Raw genomic sequence first — 15,602 nt, forward strand, 5'->3', positions numbered from 1 at the left:
TGGATGGCCAACTCAGTCGGCTTTGATGTTGCGGGTTTCAATCAGCTTTTTCCAGCGCACGAATTCAGATGCTTGGTAAGCAGTGAATTGTTCGGGTGTGTTGGCCACTATCTCAAAACCTAAGTCGAGCAATTTAGTTTTGACTTGTGGGTCATTCAAGCCGGCCACAATGGCCGCATGCAGTTTGGTTTTGATGTCGGCCGGCAAACCTTTGGGTGCTGCAATGGCTTGCCATGAATACACATTGGCCTCTTTGATGCCCAACTCTTCGAGTGATGGCACATTGGGCAATAGGGGAGAGCGCTTGACGCTGGTGATGGAGAGGGCGCGCAGTTTGCCAGCCAAGATTTGCGGCATGGCTGTGTTGATGTTCATGAACGATGAGTCCACTTGTGCACCGAGCAAATCGATCATCACAGGGCCACCGCCTTTGTAGGGCACATGGATGCCGGTGGTGCCGGTTTGTAGCCAAAACAACTCGGCGGTCAGGTGGTCGCTGCTGCCGTTGCCGGATGAGGCAAAGGTCATCTTGTTGGGGTTAGCCTTTTGGAAGTTAATCACATCGGCCATGGATTTATGCGGTGAGCTGGCAGGCACAACCAACACATTAGGGGCTTGTACAGCAATGCTGATGTAGTCGAAATCTTTCAGCGCGTCATAGGGTACTTTGGCCAGCAGATGCGGCGCAATCACATAAGGCCCGAGGGAAGACACCAACAGCGTGTGGCCATCTGCCGGTGCGCGTGCCACCAAGCCCGCGCCAATCGTGCCAGTCGCGCCTGCTTTGTTCTCGGTGATAAAGCTGCCGCCCAGTTTTTCTTGTAGCTTAGGCATCAAGGTGCGGGCAATCAAATCTGTGGCGCCACCAGGCGGGAAGGGAACCACCAAAGTAACAGGTTTGTCAGGCCAGGCGTGTGCAGTCCCCGCGGCGCAAACGCTCATCATTAGGCTTAAAAATAGTTGACGTTTGTTCATTTTGGCTCTCCTTGTGTGTGTATGAAAAGGCGGTGCTTAGGTTGCGCCACGTGTGTTGGTGTAGAGCGCATACAGCGAGTGACTGCTCGCCATAAAAAGGCGGTTGTTTTTGACCCCGCCAAAGCACAGGTTGGCACAGCGCTCTGGTAAATGGATGTGGCCAATGGCTGTTCCATCGGGTGCGAACACGCGCACGCCATCCAGCGCTTCGGGTTTGGCGTGCGCCGAGCCGTCGCTGCCCCAGCCACACCAAATGTTGCCGTTGATGTCCACTGCAATTCCATCTAACGCGCCTGGCCCATTGGCATCAATCACCACGCGCTTGTGAGATAAATCGCCGTTCAAATCAACGTCGTAAGCCCATACTTTGCGATGAGGCTTGGCTCGGCTCTCGACCAAATAGAAAACAGATTCATCGGGTGAAAATGCAAGCCCGTTGGGTCCATCAATGTCTGTAAGCACTTGTTGGAGCGAGCCATCGTGAGCACGGATGCGATACAAGGCATGAGGCAGTTCAGCTGGTGCCGCATCACCCTCCCAATCGCCTGAGATGCCAAAGGGTGGATCGGTGAACCACACGGTGCCATTGCGTTGGCACACGATGTCGTTGGGGGAGTTCAAACGCTTGCCTTCAAATTGATCTGCTAATACGGTGATCGTCCCGTTGTATTCCGTGCGTGTGATGCGGCGTGTTTGGTGCTCACAGCTCAGCAGACGGCCTTGTGCATCGCGCGTCAAGCCATTGGTGTTGTGCGATGGTTTGCGAAATTCACTCACATGACCAGACGCTTCATCCCATCGCAGGATGCGGTTGTTGGGAATGTCTGAGATCAGCAAATAACGCCCATCCCCAAACCACACCGGACCTTCTGCCCAACGCATGCCGCTAGCAAGCTGCTCGACGCTGGCGCTGAACAAGCGCAGACTCAAAAATCGTTCATCCAAGACCTCGACGCGAGGGTCGGGGTAGCGGGCGTTGGTGTCAAAAGCAATTTCAGGTCCAGTGGTCATGGTGCTATTTCAAAATTAAGTTGGGCAGCCACATGGAGAAGGCGGGTACATAGGTGACCAGCATCAAGGCTGCAATCAATCCGCCGTAGAACGGCCAAATGGTTTTCATGACCGTGCCCACCGAGATCTCACCAATCGTGCAACCAATAAATTGCGTCGTGCCAACAGGTGGCGTGTTCAAGCCCAGCGCGCAGTTGATGAGCATGACGATGCCAAACTGTTCGGTGCTCATGCCCATTTGTTGGCAGATGGGTAAGAAGATTGGCGTGCAAATCAAAATCGTAGCAGCCATGTCAAGGAACGTACCCAGCACAAACAAGATGATGTTGACGCATAGGAAAATGACCCATGGTGTGGAGCTTAAGCTTGACAACATTTGACCCGTCAGTTCTGCCACGCCGTATAGGCCAATCAAATAGCCAAACATCGAGCTGATACCAATCAACAGCAAGACGGAGCCGGTGCTTTTCACAGCTTTTGACGCTGCTTTGAGCAACTGCTCACGGGTGAGCTTTTTGTAGACGAAGGCTGCTAAGAAAAGCGCCCAAATAACCGCAACAGAGGCGGACTCGGTTGCTGTGAATGCGCCAGACAAAATGCCTGCGATGATGATGACCACGACAAAGAGTCCTGGCAAGGATTGCGCGAAGGAGTAACCCACCACTGACCAGCCTGGGAAAGTCCCAGCGGGGTAGCCACGCTTGACAGCCACAGCATAGGCCGCAACCAAATTGCAAATGGTCAACACAACGGCAGGCACGATACCCGCCAAAATCAAAGCTGCAATGCTCACCTTGCCACTTGCCGCTAATGCAAAGATGATGAGGTTGTGGCTGGTAGGCATCAAAGCACCCACCAATGAGGCATGGGTGGTGACGTTGACCGCGTAGTCGGCGTCATAGCCTTCTTTTTTCATTTGCGGAATCAACACGGCGCCCATGGCTGACACGTCGGCGACGGGGGATCCAGATACGCCACCAAACAAGGTACACGCCAGCACGTTGCTCATACCCAAGCCGCCACGCAGATGGCCTGCCAGAGATTTGGCAAAGTTGACTATCTTGTCGGCGATACCGCCGTACATCATGATTTCACCCGCGAAGATGAAAAAAGGAATGGCCAGGAATGAGAACGGGTTCATCCCAGAAATCATTTGCTGAAAGCCGACCGCCAAGGGCATGCCTTCAAACATCAAGGCTGCCAATGAAGACAAACCGATGGAAAACGCCACGGGCACGCCTAGAAGCAAAAGTAGCGTGAAGCTCACACACAAAATAGTCAGTGCCATGCGGGCTCCACCTCTTCACCGCGCACCAAAGCGATGATGTGTTCCAAAGAAAATAAGGCGATCAACAAGCCAGCAAAAGCTGGCGGTGCGTATTTGAATGCCTCGGACAAGCCGAGGGTTGGGATTTTGTAATCCCACACGCTTTGTGCCAGCACGGCGCAGTTGTAGGCCATCACCAAGCCAAACCCCAACACGAGGGCGTGGATCAGCAACTCCATCTTCAGGCGTATACCCTCAGGCACAAGCACCAGCAAAGACTCCAAGCCTATGTGCCCCGCATCGCGCACGCCCACGGCCATGCCCAGCATGGTCACGTAGAGCACGAGCAGCACTGCGCTACTCTCAGCCCAGGTAGGCGTGTCATTCAACACGTAGCGGCCCACAACTTGGTAGAGCACGGCCACTATCAGCAGCAGCAGACCGCCAACGCCTACCTTTAAACACAGCCGCGCAAGGGCGGCACAAAAGCGTGTGTACATGCGTTACCTGACGGCGTTGATGCGTTTGACCATGTCTTGGAGTTTGGGGTCTTTCAAGAACTTGTCATACACAGGTTTCATCGCAGCTTGGAACGCGGCCTTGTCGATCTCCACAATCTCTGCGCCCCCCGCTTTCACGATGGCGAGTGATTTGGTCTCACGCTCATCCCAAAGCTTGCGCATGTAAGTCACAGACTCTTTGGCGGCAGCGCGGATTTGTTTTTGCTCGTCAGCAGGAAGCGTGTCCCACACCTTCTTTGAAAACAGCAAGATTTCAGGGGCCATCGAGTGCTCAGTTTTGTTGTAGTACTTGGCTACTTCAAAATGACGCGAGCTCTCATAAGAGGGGTAGTTGTTTTCTGCGGCATCGACCAAGCCGGTTTTGAGCGCGGTATAGACCTCACCAAACGGCATTGGCGTTGCATTAGCGCCCATGGCTTCGAGCAAGGACACCCACAAATCGCTTTGCTGCACGCGCACCTTCAAGCCTTTGGTATCTGCCAAAGTTTTGATGGGTTTTTTCACGGTGTAGATGGAGCGTGCGCCCGAGTCATAAAACGCCAAGCCGATAAAACCTTGGGCTTCGCAGTCTCTCAGGATTTCTTCGCCAATCGCGCCGTCCAACACTTTGCGCATGTGCTCGGTGGAGCGGAATAAGAACGGCATGGTGGGCACCATGGTGGAAGCGCAAATGTTGTTCATGGGCGCTACGTTGACACGGGTCATGGCAATGGCCCCGAGTTTGGTTTGCTCAATGGTGTCTTTCTCGTTGCCCAGTGCCGACTTGGAGAACACTCGGATGCTGTGTTTGCCGTTGGTGGCTTTGCTTAGCTCTTCGCCCATATGCCGCACCGCTTGCACAGTGGGGTAGTCATCGGGGTGAATGTCTGATGAGCGGAATTCAGTGGCGTGTGCAGCCATCGCAAAAAGCGATGTTGCCGCAGCAGCGACCAAGGGTTTGAGTGAATTTGAGCGAATTTTCATGGCTGTCTCCTGTTGTGGTTTGAAATTCAGAAAGGACCGGCTTTGACAAAACCACCGCCTTGGTAAATCACGGCGGGGTCATTCAAATCGAGGGTGAGTTGCTTGGCTTCTAGCGCGGCGCGAAACGGCTCGGAGCTGTCTTGCGGGCGATAGCCAATGTGTTTGGCGGCTGTGTTGTCCCACCACACGTGGTGGTTATCTGACATGCCATAAATCACGCTGAACCCCGCGACGGGAGAGTTCAGGCTGGCGATGACCAACCGCTCAAGGTCGTCATAGCTCATCCATGTGGCGAGCATGCGGCGGTCTTTGGGTTCTGCAAATGAGGAACCAATGCGCAAGCAAACGGTTTCAATGCCATAGCGGTCAAAGTAAAAACGCGCCAAGTTTTCGCCAAAGGCTTTACTCAGGCCGTAATACCCATCTGGACGAACGGGCATCGAGGCATTGACCACTTCGTCTTGGCGATAAAACCCTGTCACGTGATTGGAGCTGGCAAACACAATGCGGCGTGTGCCGTGTGTGCGGGCGGCTTCATACAGGTTGTAAGCGCCAATGATGTTGGCTTGCACGATGTCGTCAAAGGGCTGTTCAGTTGAGATGCCACCCAAATGCACGACAGCGTCCACGCCCTCCAGTAGCTTGAAAACTGCGGGGCGATCTTGCAACGGGGCGTGCATGACTTCTTCGCCGAGTTCAGCTGAGCCCAAATTCTCCAAGTCGCTGACTCTGAGCACATCGCAGCGCGCTTTGAGGCGTTTGCGAAGGATGCGCCCAAGACCACCTGCAGCACCTGTCAACAGCAGGCGGGGATACATGTGAGAGGAAGTGGCCATAGATGTGAAGTTTCGATCAAGAGAAATGGATTGCCATGTTTAAATTGGTAGCGCTACCAAAATGATTTTGGCCATCTTAGCCACACCGAAACAGGCCGTCAATACTTTTAAATCAGGGTTTTCGCTAGGTGCGGGTGCTGTCACGCTCGATGATGGAAAAGCCCACATCCACGATGCGTGGTTCAACGGATCGGCCGTCGGCGCGATCGATCAAAAATTGCGCTGCGAGTTGGCCAATTTGCCCGCCATTGATGCGCACGGTGGTGAGGGCGGGTACCATGTCTGCTACAAAAGGCACATCACCAAAGCCCACCACGGCAATGTCGTCTGGCACTGTCAAACCACGGGCGCGGGCCTCGGTCATGACACCCAGAGCCAAGAGGTCAGAGCTGCAAAAAATAGCTTGGGTATCGGGTGCTTCGGTCAAGATCCGAGACATGGCTTCGCGACCGCTTTTGAGGGAGCGTGAGGCACCCACATTGGTGATGAATACGGGTGGCAAATTTTGCTGAGCGACAGTCTCTTGAAAGGCCGTGGTGCGGCGGTCGGCGCGCTCGTCTTCGGCGCGGACGATGGCAAATTTTTTGTAGCCTTTGTGCATCAAAAACTGAGCCACTTCGCGCCCAATGTCCGAGTGAGAAAAGCCAATCAGCATGTCAATCGGTGTAGGGGTCAAGTCCCACGTCTCGACCACGGGGATGCCCGATGCCATCAGGCGCGTGCGTGCCTTGCCCGGCGGCAAGATGCCAGTGATGAAAATGCCGTCGGGGCGGCGGCCAATGATGGCTTCAAGCAGCAGTTCTTCGCGTTCGGCAGAGTAGCCTGATTGACCCAGCATCAGCTGGTAGCCCGCATCAAACAAAGTGCCGTTCAAAGACTCGATGGTCTCCATGAATACCGACACCACCGTGCTAGGCACCACCGCCGCAATGAGTCGGCTGCGTGAAGAAGCCAGGCCACCGGCGATGCGGTTGGGCACATAGCCTGTGCGCTGCACAGCCTCTTGCACTTTGCGCAACACATCGGGCGAGACTTGGTTGGGCGTATTGATGGCACGTGACGCTGTGATGGGTGCCACCCCCGCGAGCATGGCCACATCGCGCAGGGTGATGGCGCCGCTGCTGCGGCGTGAGCGTTTGGGGTGTTCTTTGTCGGTCATGAAATTGTTTGGCGAACCGTGCTTGCACGTTTCTATATGGTACCGCTATCATTGGGTTTGTAAAGGTTTCGACGGGAAGCCAAAAGTTAGGAGACCTTGATGACCCCACTGACCATCCGAATGCAGGACCAAGACAATGTGGCGATTGTGGCCAACCACGGCGGTTTGCCCCAAGGGACGGTGTTGCCAGATGGTTTGTGTTTGCGTGACGCTGTGCCGCAGGGCCACAAGGTGGCTTTGGTCGACATTCCTGCGGAGGGTGCGGTACTGCGCTATGGGATTGCCATTGGTTATGCCTTGAAAGATATTCCAGCCGGCAGTTGGGTGCATGAACGTTTGCTGCAAATGCCGTCGGTGCGCGGTTTAAACAACTTGCCCATGGCCACGGTGAAGCCCAAATCCCTGCCGCCGCTCGAGGGCTACACCTTTGAGGGTTATCGCAATGCCGACGGTTCCGTGGGCACCCGCAATATTTTGGCGATCACCACCACGGTGCAATGTGTGTCCGGTGTGGTTGAGTTTGCCGTTGGGCGCATCAAGGCGGAGCTGCTGCCCAAGTTTGCCCATGTGGATGATGTGGTGGGCCTTGAGCACACCTACGGCTGTGGCGTAGCCATTGATGCTGATGGCGCAGAAATTCCCATTCGTACCCTGCGCAACATCAGCCTCAACCCCAACTTTGGTGGTGAAGTGATGGTGGTGAGCTTGGGCTGCGAAAAGTTGCAGCCTGATCGCTTGATGCCACCGGGTGCAATCCCCATCAACGACCAGCGAGGCGAGGCACTGGATGTGGTGTGCCTGCAAGACCAAGCGCATGTAGGCTTCATGTCGATGATTGACGCCATCATGGCAGCAGCCGAGCAACATTTGCAGCGCTTGAACCAACGCCGCCGTGAGACCGTGCCTGCCAGCGAATTGGTGGTGGGGGTGCAATGCGGTGGCAGCGATGCGTTCTCGGGCGTGACTGCCAATCCAGCCGTAGGCTATTGCTCCGATTTATTGGTACGAGCGGGCGCCAGTGTGATGTTTTCAGAGGTAACGGAAGTGCGCGATGGCATTGACCAACTCACCTCTCGCGCCACCTCGCCAGCGGTGGCCGAGGCCATGATTCGTGAGATGGCTTGGTACGACGCTTATCTTGACCGTGGCAAGGTCGATCGCAGTGCCAACACCACACCGGGCAACAAAAAGGGGGGCCTGTCCAACATCGTTGAAAAAGCCATGGGCTCCATCGTCAAGTCAGGCACTATGCCGATTTCTGGGGTGTTGTCACCGGGCGAAAAGCTCAAGCAAAAAGGCTTGATTTATGCGGCCACGCCTGCGAGTGATTTCATTTGTGGGACCTTGCAACTCGCAGGAGGCATGAACTTGCATGTGTTCACCACAGGGCGCGGTACCCCTTACGGTTTGGCTGAGTGTCCTGTTATCAAAGTGGCCACACGCACTGATCTTGCGCGACGCTGGCATGACCTGATGGATGTGAATGCGGGCGCGATTGCCGACGGCACCAAAACAATTGAAGAGGTGGGTATGGAGTTGTTTGAGCTCATGCTGGAAGTGGCCAGCGGTCGCAAAAAAACATGGGCCGAGCACTGGAAACTGCACAACGCCTTGGTGTTGTTCAATCCCGCGCCTGTCACCTAAAGCCTGCGTGTGCAGCCTGGCTGTCCTCAGTCGTGGCTTGAAGTCTGCATTTCAAATGGCGACAAGTGTTGGACTCTAGGCTAATTTCATTTTGCAGAGCATGGCCAGAGGCTAAGCCCAAAGCGCCCGGCAATGCACCCACTGGTTCAATGCAGGCGTAGGCCAATTCTTTGGGCACATGGTGAACGAGGTGTGCAGCGTCTGTCGTCAAAATCCATCGCTCACGCATGAATGACTGAATCGACCAGTTGGAACGCAAGTCCTGAAGCGCCAGTGTGTGGGGAGAGCCGTAATTTGCCACGATGTGTTGGGGCTCGTTCCCCGTAATGTCTAAGGTGCATGAACCGTCATCATCCACATCATGCACCGCACATGCCATCCCACAAGCGCTGTCGCCGCTAAACCAAAGGGCAGGGACGTAGGGATGCCAGCCAAGAATCGCTGGCATCGACGTGGCGGACTCGTTACGAATCATCAAATCCACTGCAAGGCCGTGGTCTGACAGTGAATACACAAGTCGCGCCGTGAATGACCAAGGCCACTCAATGGCATCGGCTTCGTGGCGCAAGCGCATGGACACGGAGTGCGCGTGTACCTCATCGACTTGCCATGCTTGTCGATGACCGAATCCATGAAGTCCATAGCCGTGCCCTGGGACTAAGCGAATTTGGTAATCATTGCCATCCCATTGAAATCGCCCATCTTTCAACCGATTGCTGTAAGGCACCATCGGAAATGCGCCCTGCTTAGGCCACGCGTCTTGATCAAACGGCAGATGGGTGTCTACCGGGACCACAAGATTTCTATCGCCATTTGGCCCATGCCAGATCAATCTGCAAAGCCGGCCACCTGCCCCAGGTGAGATCCAAGCCTCGTAGTCGCCACATCTCAAATGCACCCATGGCAACCAGCTCAGCTTTAGGTATATTAGATGCTGTTCAAAACAACTCAGTTGAGTGCGGCCACACTGCGGGATTTTATTATCTTGGGAAAGAGTCTGCGCTTGTATTTGACACAGGTGTTCCGTTCGGACTTACACCTCGTCAACAACATGCATGGATGAATTACGGTGGTGGTCTGGAGTTGATGCGGGATGTGTATTCTAAATTTAATATTATTCAATTTCCCGCTGGAAATACTGGCGCACAAATGGGTGGGTGGTTTAGGAAAAAGATTAATAATTTAAATGATCTTAAAGGCTTACGTATAAGAAGCCCAGGCCTAGTTGGTCAAGTTTATGCCAAACTTGGTGCTATTCCACAACAAATCCCCGGGGGTGAAATCTACACTTCAATGGATAAAGGAACTATTGATGCTGTTGAGTGGGTCGGGCCTTATGATGACGAAAAGTTAGGTTTGAACAAGGTTGCTAAATTCTATTACGGACCCGGAGTAATGGAATTAAACGCATCTCTTTCTCTATTAGTCAACAAGCAAGCTTGGGAGGCTTTGCCAGTCCCATACCGAGCAGTTTTGCAGTCAGCATGTAGTGAGGCTTCAATCGACATGCTCGCAAAGTATGATGCTTTAAATATTCCTGCATTGAAACGAATTGTTGGCGGCGGAGTTCAGTTAAGCACTTGGCCGACTGAGGTAATGCGTGGAATGCAAAAGGCTGCCGATGAAGTTTTAGATGACAACGCTACTAAGAACCCACTTTTCGCAAAAATCTTATCTAACTTTAAATCTTTCCAGAAAGACCAACTCTTATGGAATTCGATTAACGACACTGCTGCTGAGCGTTTTTTACAGCAAAAAAAATCATGATTTATTGACTAAAATTACTCTCGTAATGCAAGATTACTTGAGTAATTTTTTAAAATTAATTCATTTACTGCGCATGCAAGTTTTTTATCGACATTACTCAGCTGTATAGCCGCGCTCGGTGATGATCTTTCCCCAAGAAGCATATTCGGACTTTACAAACGCAGTAAATTCTTTAGAGTTTGCTGGATTTGGCAAAAAACCGTTTAAGTCGAGAGTTGTCTTATTTTTAGGATCAGAAATCACTTCGAGTGCAGCTAGTTCTAACGAGTTGGAAATTTCATATGGTAGCCCTGCTGGCCCAATAAGTCCTAGCCAAGCGACTACATGATATCCAGGATAACCAGACTCGGAAATTGTTGGAATTTCTGGATAACCAGGTAAACGCTTGCTTGTTGTTACAGCAATAGCTCTTAACTTTCCTGCTTCAATACTTGGCATATACGAAGGCAAAGAACCAAAACTTGCCATCACCTGTCCACTCAAGAGGTCATTGAGAATCTGCCCAGAACCTTTGTAGGGTACTTGCAGGAAATCCACACCAGCTTCTTTCTCGAGCCATGCGCCACTGAGGTGGCCTACAGTTCCCACGCCTGCATGGCCAAGAGTAACCTGACCAGGCTTGTGTTTTGCAAGAGCCATGAACTCTTTGAACGTCTTGACATCAGTCGATGGATGAACGGCCAGAACGTTAGGAGCATCAACCAATCGAACAATGCTTGTGAAATCAGTAAGAGGCTTATATCCCACATTTTTCAAAAAATGGGGGTTAAGCGCCAGCTGAGCAATGTGCCCGATACCCAATGTGTAACCGTCCTTGGGAGATGAAGCCAAAGCTTGATATGCAATTGCACCATTGGCACCGCCTCGATTATCAACGGAGACGGGTTGCCCTAATTTAATTGAAAGTCTGGTTGCAAGCAGCCGAGCAAATGTATCTACATTGCCGCCAGGTACAAATTGAACAATCAAACGAATCGGTTTAGATGGGTAATTCGATTGAGAAACTGCATTAATTGGTACAAGAGAAAGACAGCCGTATTCAAGCAGAGTTCTTCTACGAATAGTTTTAATGGATGGTAATTTCATACTTATGTTTCCTACTTGATTAATCCAAAAATGTTGTCATGCTTGAATCCTTTGAGAAATCCAGGAGTGAGTAAATTTCGTTAGCACTTCCATCTAAAATCTTTAAGTAGTTATGGTATTCAGATACAGATGGAATAAATCCAAGGAGGGAGCAAATGGATGCAAGCTCAGCGGATCCTAAGAAAACGCTTGTGTCTTTTCCCATTCGGTTTGGGAAATTTCTGGTGGAGGTCGACATAACAGTTGATCCTTGGTTGACCACTGCTTGGTTACCCACGCAAAGAGAGCAGCCAGGAATTTCTAAACGTGCTCCTGAGTCTTTCAATATATCAAAGTATCCATCTTTTTGAAGCTTTACAGCGTCCATTTTGGTTGGAGGGGCAATCCAAAGCTTGGTCGGTATATCAATTTTATTTTCAAGTATCTTGCTAGCTGCCCGAAAATGTCCAATATTGGTCATACACGATCCGATGAAGACTTCATCAATTTTTGTACCAGCAACCTCTGAAAGTGGCTTCACGTTGTCTGGATCATTTGGGCAGCAGAGGAGTGGTTCTGTAATTGTTGCTAGATCTATGATCAATTCTGTTGAGTACTCTGCGTCATGATCAGGTTCTAAAAGAGTAGGGCAATTTTCCCAAACTTGCATGGCCCTCACTCGACGCTCAAGGGCACGTTTATCTTCGTAACCTTGGTTCGCCATTTTTTGCAGCAGTGCGATATTTGACTTGATGTACTCCGCAACGGGAGCTTTATTCAGACGAATCGTGCATGCAGCAGCAGATCGCTCAGCAGTGGCATCGGCGAACTCAAATGCCTGCTCTACTTTTAGGTCAGGAAGCCCTTCAATCTCGATAATTTTCCCTGAGAAGATATTCTTCTTGTCATTTTTTTCAAGGTTCAAATGTCCTTCTTTTAGCGCTTGATATGGAATTGCATGCACAAGGTCACGGATGGTGATTCCTGGTTGGATATCGCCCTTGAAGCGCACCAGTACGCTCTCTGGCATGTCAAGGGGTATCACGCCGGTTGCTGCAGCAAAGGCAACAAGTCCTGATCCTGCAGGAAAGCTAATTCCGATCGGAAATCGTGTGTGACTGTCTGCACCTGTTCCAACTGTGTCAGGCAGCAGCATTCGATTCAGCCAGCTGTGAATGATGCCGTCCCCCGGGCGTAAAGAGATTGCGCCTCGCGTTGTCATAAAGCTTGGAAGATTTTGGTGCATCTCCACGTCAGCAGCATTCGGGTAAGCTGCTGTGTGACAAAAGGACTGCATGACCAGATCAGCGCCAAAGCCCAAGCAAGCAAGTTCAGTAAGCTCATTCTTTGTCATCGGCCCAGTTCCATCTTGTGAACCGACCGAGGTCATCTTTGGTTCGCAATAAGTGCCTGGTCGAACCCCAACACCTTCAGGCAAGCCTATTGCTCGCCCAACCATTTTTTGAGCTAGCGTAAAGCCTGTCACCTGAGAATTAGGAGCTTGTGGAAGTCTGAAGGCAGTTGATGGCTTGAGTCCTAGAGCTTCGCGCGCCTTAGAGGTAAGGCCTCGCCCAACAATTAAAGGTATTCGGCCACCTGCTTGGACAGCGTCAAGCATCACCTCGCTTTTTAACTTGAATTCAGAGATTGATTCAGAATTTCTAAGAACCACACCATCGTAAACACGAAGCTCTACATGATCCCCCATCTTTAACTTACTGACATCTAATTCAATGGGAAGTGCACCGGCATCTTCGAGCGAGTTAAAAAAAATGGGTGCGATCTTATTTCCAAAACAAATACCTCCTGCGCGCTTGTTGGGTACGAATGGAATATCTTGGCCAGTCCACCAAAGTAGCGAGTTGATTGCTGATTTGCGTGACGATCCGGTGCCAACCACATCACCTGTATAAACAAGGGGAAAACCTTTCTTCTTCAACTCTTCAATGACATTTAGAACTGAACCTTCACCTCTTTTATATCCTAAAAGCTCAGTATCAAAAAACCGATGGAAAGAAAGCGCGTGAAGCGGAATATCTGGCCTGCTGGATGCATCTTTTGCTGGAGAAAGGTCGTCCGTGTTTATTTCTCCAGGAATTCTTAGTACAGTCAAATTGATGCAAGAGGCAAGGGCCTTGAAGTGAACCATTCCGCTTCTGCCCAACTTTGTAAGACTGAAAGTGCGTGCGTATTGCCTGCTTCTGTTTTTTGCTTGACTTCATGGAAGTGGTCGAAGACAAGTAAAGTATTTTTTAAAGCGTTGGCAGCTGCCGCGGCCACTGATTCAAGGTCCAACAAGCTGACTAATATTGGAACGTTGTAACCACCTAGCATGGTGCCCAGAAGAGTAATTGCTGTTTCTGCAGAAATGGTCGCGCACTTGGTCTTACCGCGTGCAAGTTTATCGAGATATTCAGCCTTTACCAGCGCAGATGGACTCACGCCGGCAGGAACTAAATTCGATAACAGATGCACAAGAGAGGCGTCGGTTAAGGATGACGTTGACAAGAGGCTTGTCAATTCTCTGGTTTGATCAGCTGAAAGCGGTAAAGGAGGAATTCCAAGTGCCAACCTTTCATGAGCGCTTGTAGCGTGTTCACTCAATAATTTCATAAAAAAATTCCAAAGTTATGGGTGACTTTTTTAAGTGTTTTTTTAAAGCTTAATCATAAGAATTGTTTTGCATTGTGCCTGAGGCCGATAACGTCAATGAACATTACCTTGCAAAAAGCGGAGTGTCTTTACTTCAGCTTAGAAGCAGGGAATACCCCTGTTGTAGACGACCGGTCTATTACTAAACTGACCCACATGGTTTTGTGCTGAGGCCTAGAACGTCTGCACAAAAAACATTTAGCTACTTCAATTGCAACCGTGAAAGACACAGTTCAAATGCCTGAACAAGAGCGACTGCTAACTTTGAATCAAGTCAGTAAGAATTTTGGTGGCGTACAAGCCGTTAAGAATTTAAGCTTGCATGTGAATTCAAATGAAATTGTGGGTTTGATTGGACCAAACGGATCTGGAAAATCTACATCGGTGAATTTGATTTCAGGCTCCATACCACCGAGTTCCGGCGATATTGTTTGGCGAACCCAAAACGTCAACAAATTTCCCATCAGTCAGCGTGTACCGCTTGGCTTATCGCGAACATTTCAAACTACAAGTTTGCTTTCAGAATTCACTGTGCTCGAGCAAGTTTTGACAGCCTGTCATACAAGCTACGGCCTCTCTCCTTGGCGTTTTGTTCTAAGACTTAAGGAAGCAAGAGTTCAAGACGCTGAACAAAGAGCTAAGGCACAAGAGTTAGTTGAATTTGTTGGCCTGGGTGGTGTAACAAACGATCCAACTTCAACTATTTCATCTGCTCAGCAGCGGCTTTTGATGATCGCGACCGCACTGGCAGCAGATCCAAAACTGATTTTGCTGGATGAACCCGCTGCAGGAATGGTGGCAAAAGAACGTAAAGAACTGGCTGACGTCATCATGCGTATTCGCAAAAGAGGTTTAGCCGTTTTGGTCATCGAGCATCACATGGGGTTGATTATGGAAGTGTGTGATCGTATTGTGGTGCTCAATTTCGGGGAAAAGATAGCGGAAGGTAGGCCTGAGGAAATTCAGCGAGACTCGGCTGTCATTGAAGCGTATCTGGGTGGAGTGCACTGATGCTACATATTAAAAACCTAACAGCAGGCTATGGGAAAGTTAATGTCTTGCACGGGGTCAGTCTCGATGTGAATGAGCGTGAATGTGTTGCACTTATCGGAGCAAATGGAGCTGGAAAAAGCACCACATTGCGCTGTATCTGTGGTCTTAACGAAGTTCGTTCCGGAAGCATTGAATTCTTAGGGGAGCGTTTGGATGGTCTGAGTGGTCATGCGATTGTCCGCAAAGGCATCACCATGTGTCCTGAAGGCAGGCAAGTATTTTCAGAAATGTCGGTTGTTGAAAATTTAGAAATGGGTGCACATACGCGCAGAGATATCGAACAGAAAAATGATGTCGAAAAAATGCTTGATCTCTTTCCCGTTTTGCGCCAACGTGCCAAGCAAAGAGCAGGAACACTTTCAGGTGGTGAACAAGAGATGCTAGCTATAGCTCGGGCACTAATGGCGAGGCCAAAACTTTGCATCTTTGATGAACCTTCGTTAGGTTTAGCTCCCAAAATTGTTGAAGAAGTTGAGCAAATTTTGGCTCGCATTAAGGCAATGGGAACAACCATCGTTTTGGTTGAACAAAACGCATCAATGGCATTGCGTTTGGCAGATAGAGCTTATGTTTTGGAAGCGGGCGAAGTTGTGCTTCAAGGCACAGGGCAAGAATTAAAAAATGATCCGCAAGTTAGTAAAGCCTATTTGGGCTATTGATGTAGAAGCAGCATCCCAATAATGGGTAGT

Annotated in this window: 13 protein-coding genes and 1 pseudogene; 4 read left to right on the forward strand and 10 right to left on the reverse strand. The window is 50.6% G+C overall.

All coding sequences use genetic code 11. From position 1 onward, the window contains the following. Window positions 1-12 precede the first annotated feature (12 nt). From V7Q41_RS03160 to V7Q41_RS03190, 7 genes are all read right to left on the reverse strand, one after another. Complete coding sequence (locus V7Q41_RS03160) at window positions 13-975, reverse strand: Bug family tripartite tricarboxylate transporter substrate binding protein (protein ID WP_333842678.1); 963 nt, start codon at window positions 973-975, stop codon at window positions 13-15. Window positions 976-1,011: 36 nt separating this feature from the next. Next, window positions 1,012-1,986 (reverse strand): SMP-30/gluconolactonase/LRE family protein, encoded by a 975-nt coding sequence (locus V7Q41_RS03165; RefSeq protein ID WP_333842681.1) that lies wholly within the window; start codon window positions 1,984-1,986, stop codon window positions 1,012-1,014. Between the two features lie 4 nt (window positions 1,987-1,990). Next, window positions 1,991-3,274 carry a TRAP transporter large permease gene (locus V7Q41_RS03170; RefSeq protein WP_333842684.1) on the reverse strand — a complete coding sequence of 428 codons (1,284 nt, stop codon included), beginning with the start codon at window positions 3,272-3,274 and terminating at the stop codon, window positions 1,991-1,993. Then, entirely contained in the window at window positions 3,265-3,753 is a 489-nt protein-coding gene (locus tag V7Q41_RS03175; RefSeq protein WP_333842686.1) for a TRAP transporter small permease, read from the reverse strand. Before V7Q41_RS03175 ends, V7Q41_RS03170 begins: the two co-directional genes overlap by 10 nt. A gap of 3 nt (window positions 3,754-3,756) precedes the next feature. Next, window positions 3,757-4,737, reverse strand: coding sequence for a TRAP transporter substrate-binding protein (locus tag V7Q41_RS03180; RefSeq protein ID WP_333842689.1), 981 nt, complete (start codon window positions 4,735-4,737; stop codon window positions 3,757-3,759). 26 nt (window positions 4,738-4,763) lie between these two features. Further along, window positions 4,764-5,573, reverse strand: coding sequence for an NAD-dependent epimerase/dehydratase family protein (locus V7Q41_RS03185; RefSeq protein WP_333842691.1), 810 nt, complete (start codon window positions 5,571-5,573; stop codon window positions 4,764-4,766). A gap of 124 nt (window positions 5,574-5,697) precedes the next feature. Further along, the gene (locus V7Q41_RS03190; RefSeq protein ID WP_333842693.1) at window positions 5,698-6,732 is read right to left on the reverse strand and encodes a LacI family DNA-binding transcriptional regulator; all 1,035 of its coding nucleotides are present in this window, start codon (window positions 6,730-6,732) and stop codon (window positions 5,698-5,700) included. A 99-nt stretch (window positions 6,733-6,831) separates the two neighbouring features. On the opposite strand from V7Q41_RS03190, the gene garD reads away from it, so the two are divergent. Continuing rightward, window positions 6,832-8,376: a galactarate dehydratase gene (gene garD / locus V7Q41_RS03195; protein ID WP_333842695.1), complete on the forward strand. Its 1,545-nt coding sequence runs from the start codon at window positions 6,832-6,834 to the stop codon at window positions 8,374-8,376. Here garD and V7Q41_RS03200 read toward each other — a convergent pair. Beyond that, complete coding sequence (locus V7Q41_RS03200; protein WP_333842699.1) at window positions 8,369-9,172, reverse strand: aldose epimerase family protein; 804 nt, start codon at window positions 9,170-9,172, stop codon at window positions 8,369-8,371. The genes garD and V7Q41_RS03200 overlap by 8 nt on opposite strands. Before the next feature lie 104 nt (window positions 9,173-9,276). Here V7Q41_RS03200 and V7Q41_RS03205 point away from each other — a divergent pair, with 104 nt between their 5' ends. Further along, on the forward strand, window positions 9,277-10,143 hold the full coding sequence (locus tag V7Q41_RS03205) for a TRAP transporter substrate-binding protein (protein ID WP_333842701.1): 867 nt from the start codon (window positions 9,277-9,279) through the stop codon (window positions 10,141-10,143). A 93-nt stretch (window positions 10,144-10,236) separates the two neighbouring features. On the opposite strand, the gene V7Q41_RS03210 is transcribed toward V7Q41_RS03205, so the two are convergent. Then, complete coding sequence (locus tag V7Q41_RS03210) at window positions 10,237-11,229, reverse strand: Bug family tripartite tricarboxylate transporter substrate binding protein (protein WP_333842704.1); 993 nt, start codon at window positions 11,227-11,229, stop codon at window positions 10,237-10,239. Between the two features lie 19 nt (window positions 11,230-11,248). Continuing rightward, window positions 11,249-13,821, reverse strand: a pseudogene (locus tag V7Q41_RS03215) (bifunctional aconitate hydratase 2/2-methylisocitrate dehydratase). A 258-nt stretch (window positions 13,822-14,079) separates the two neighbouring features. Here V7Q41_RS03215 and V7Q41_RS03220 point away from each other — a divergent pair. Together V7Q41_RS03220 and V7Q41_RS03225 are read left to right on the forward strand one after the other, a co-directional pair. Next, complete coding sequence (locus tag V7Q41_RS03220) at window positions 14,080-14,871, forward strand: ABC transporter ATP-binding protein (protein ID WP_333842705.1); 792 nt, start codon at window positions 14,080-14,082, stop codon at window positions 14,869-14,871. Continuing rightward, window positions 14,871-15,572, forward strand: coding sequence for an ABC transporter ATP-binding protein (locus V7Q41_RS03225; protein ID WP_333842708.1), 702 nt, complete (start codon window positions 14,871-14,873; stop codon window positions 15,570-15,572). Before V7Q41_RS03220 ends, V7Q41_RS03225 begins: the two co-directional genes overlap by 1 nt. Window positions 15,573-15,602: the final 30 nt, after the last annotated feature.

Source organism: Limnohabitans sp. (assembly GCF_036804465.1).
Classification (GTDB): Bacteria; Pseudomonadota; Gammaproteobacteria; order Burkholderiales; family Burkholderiaceae_C; genus Limnohabitans.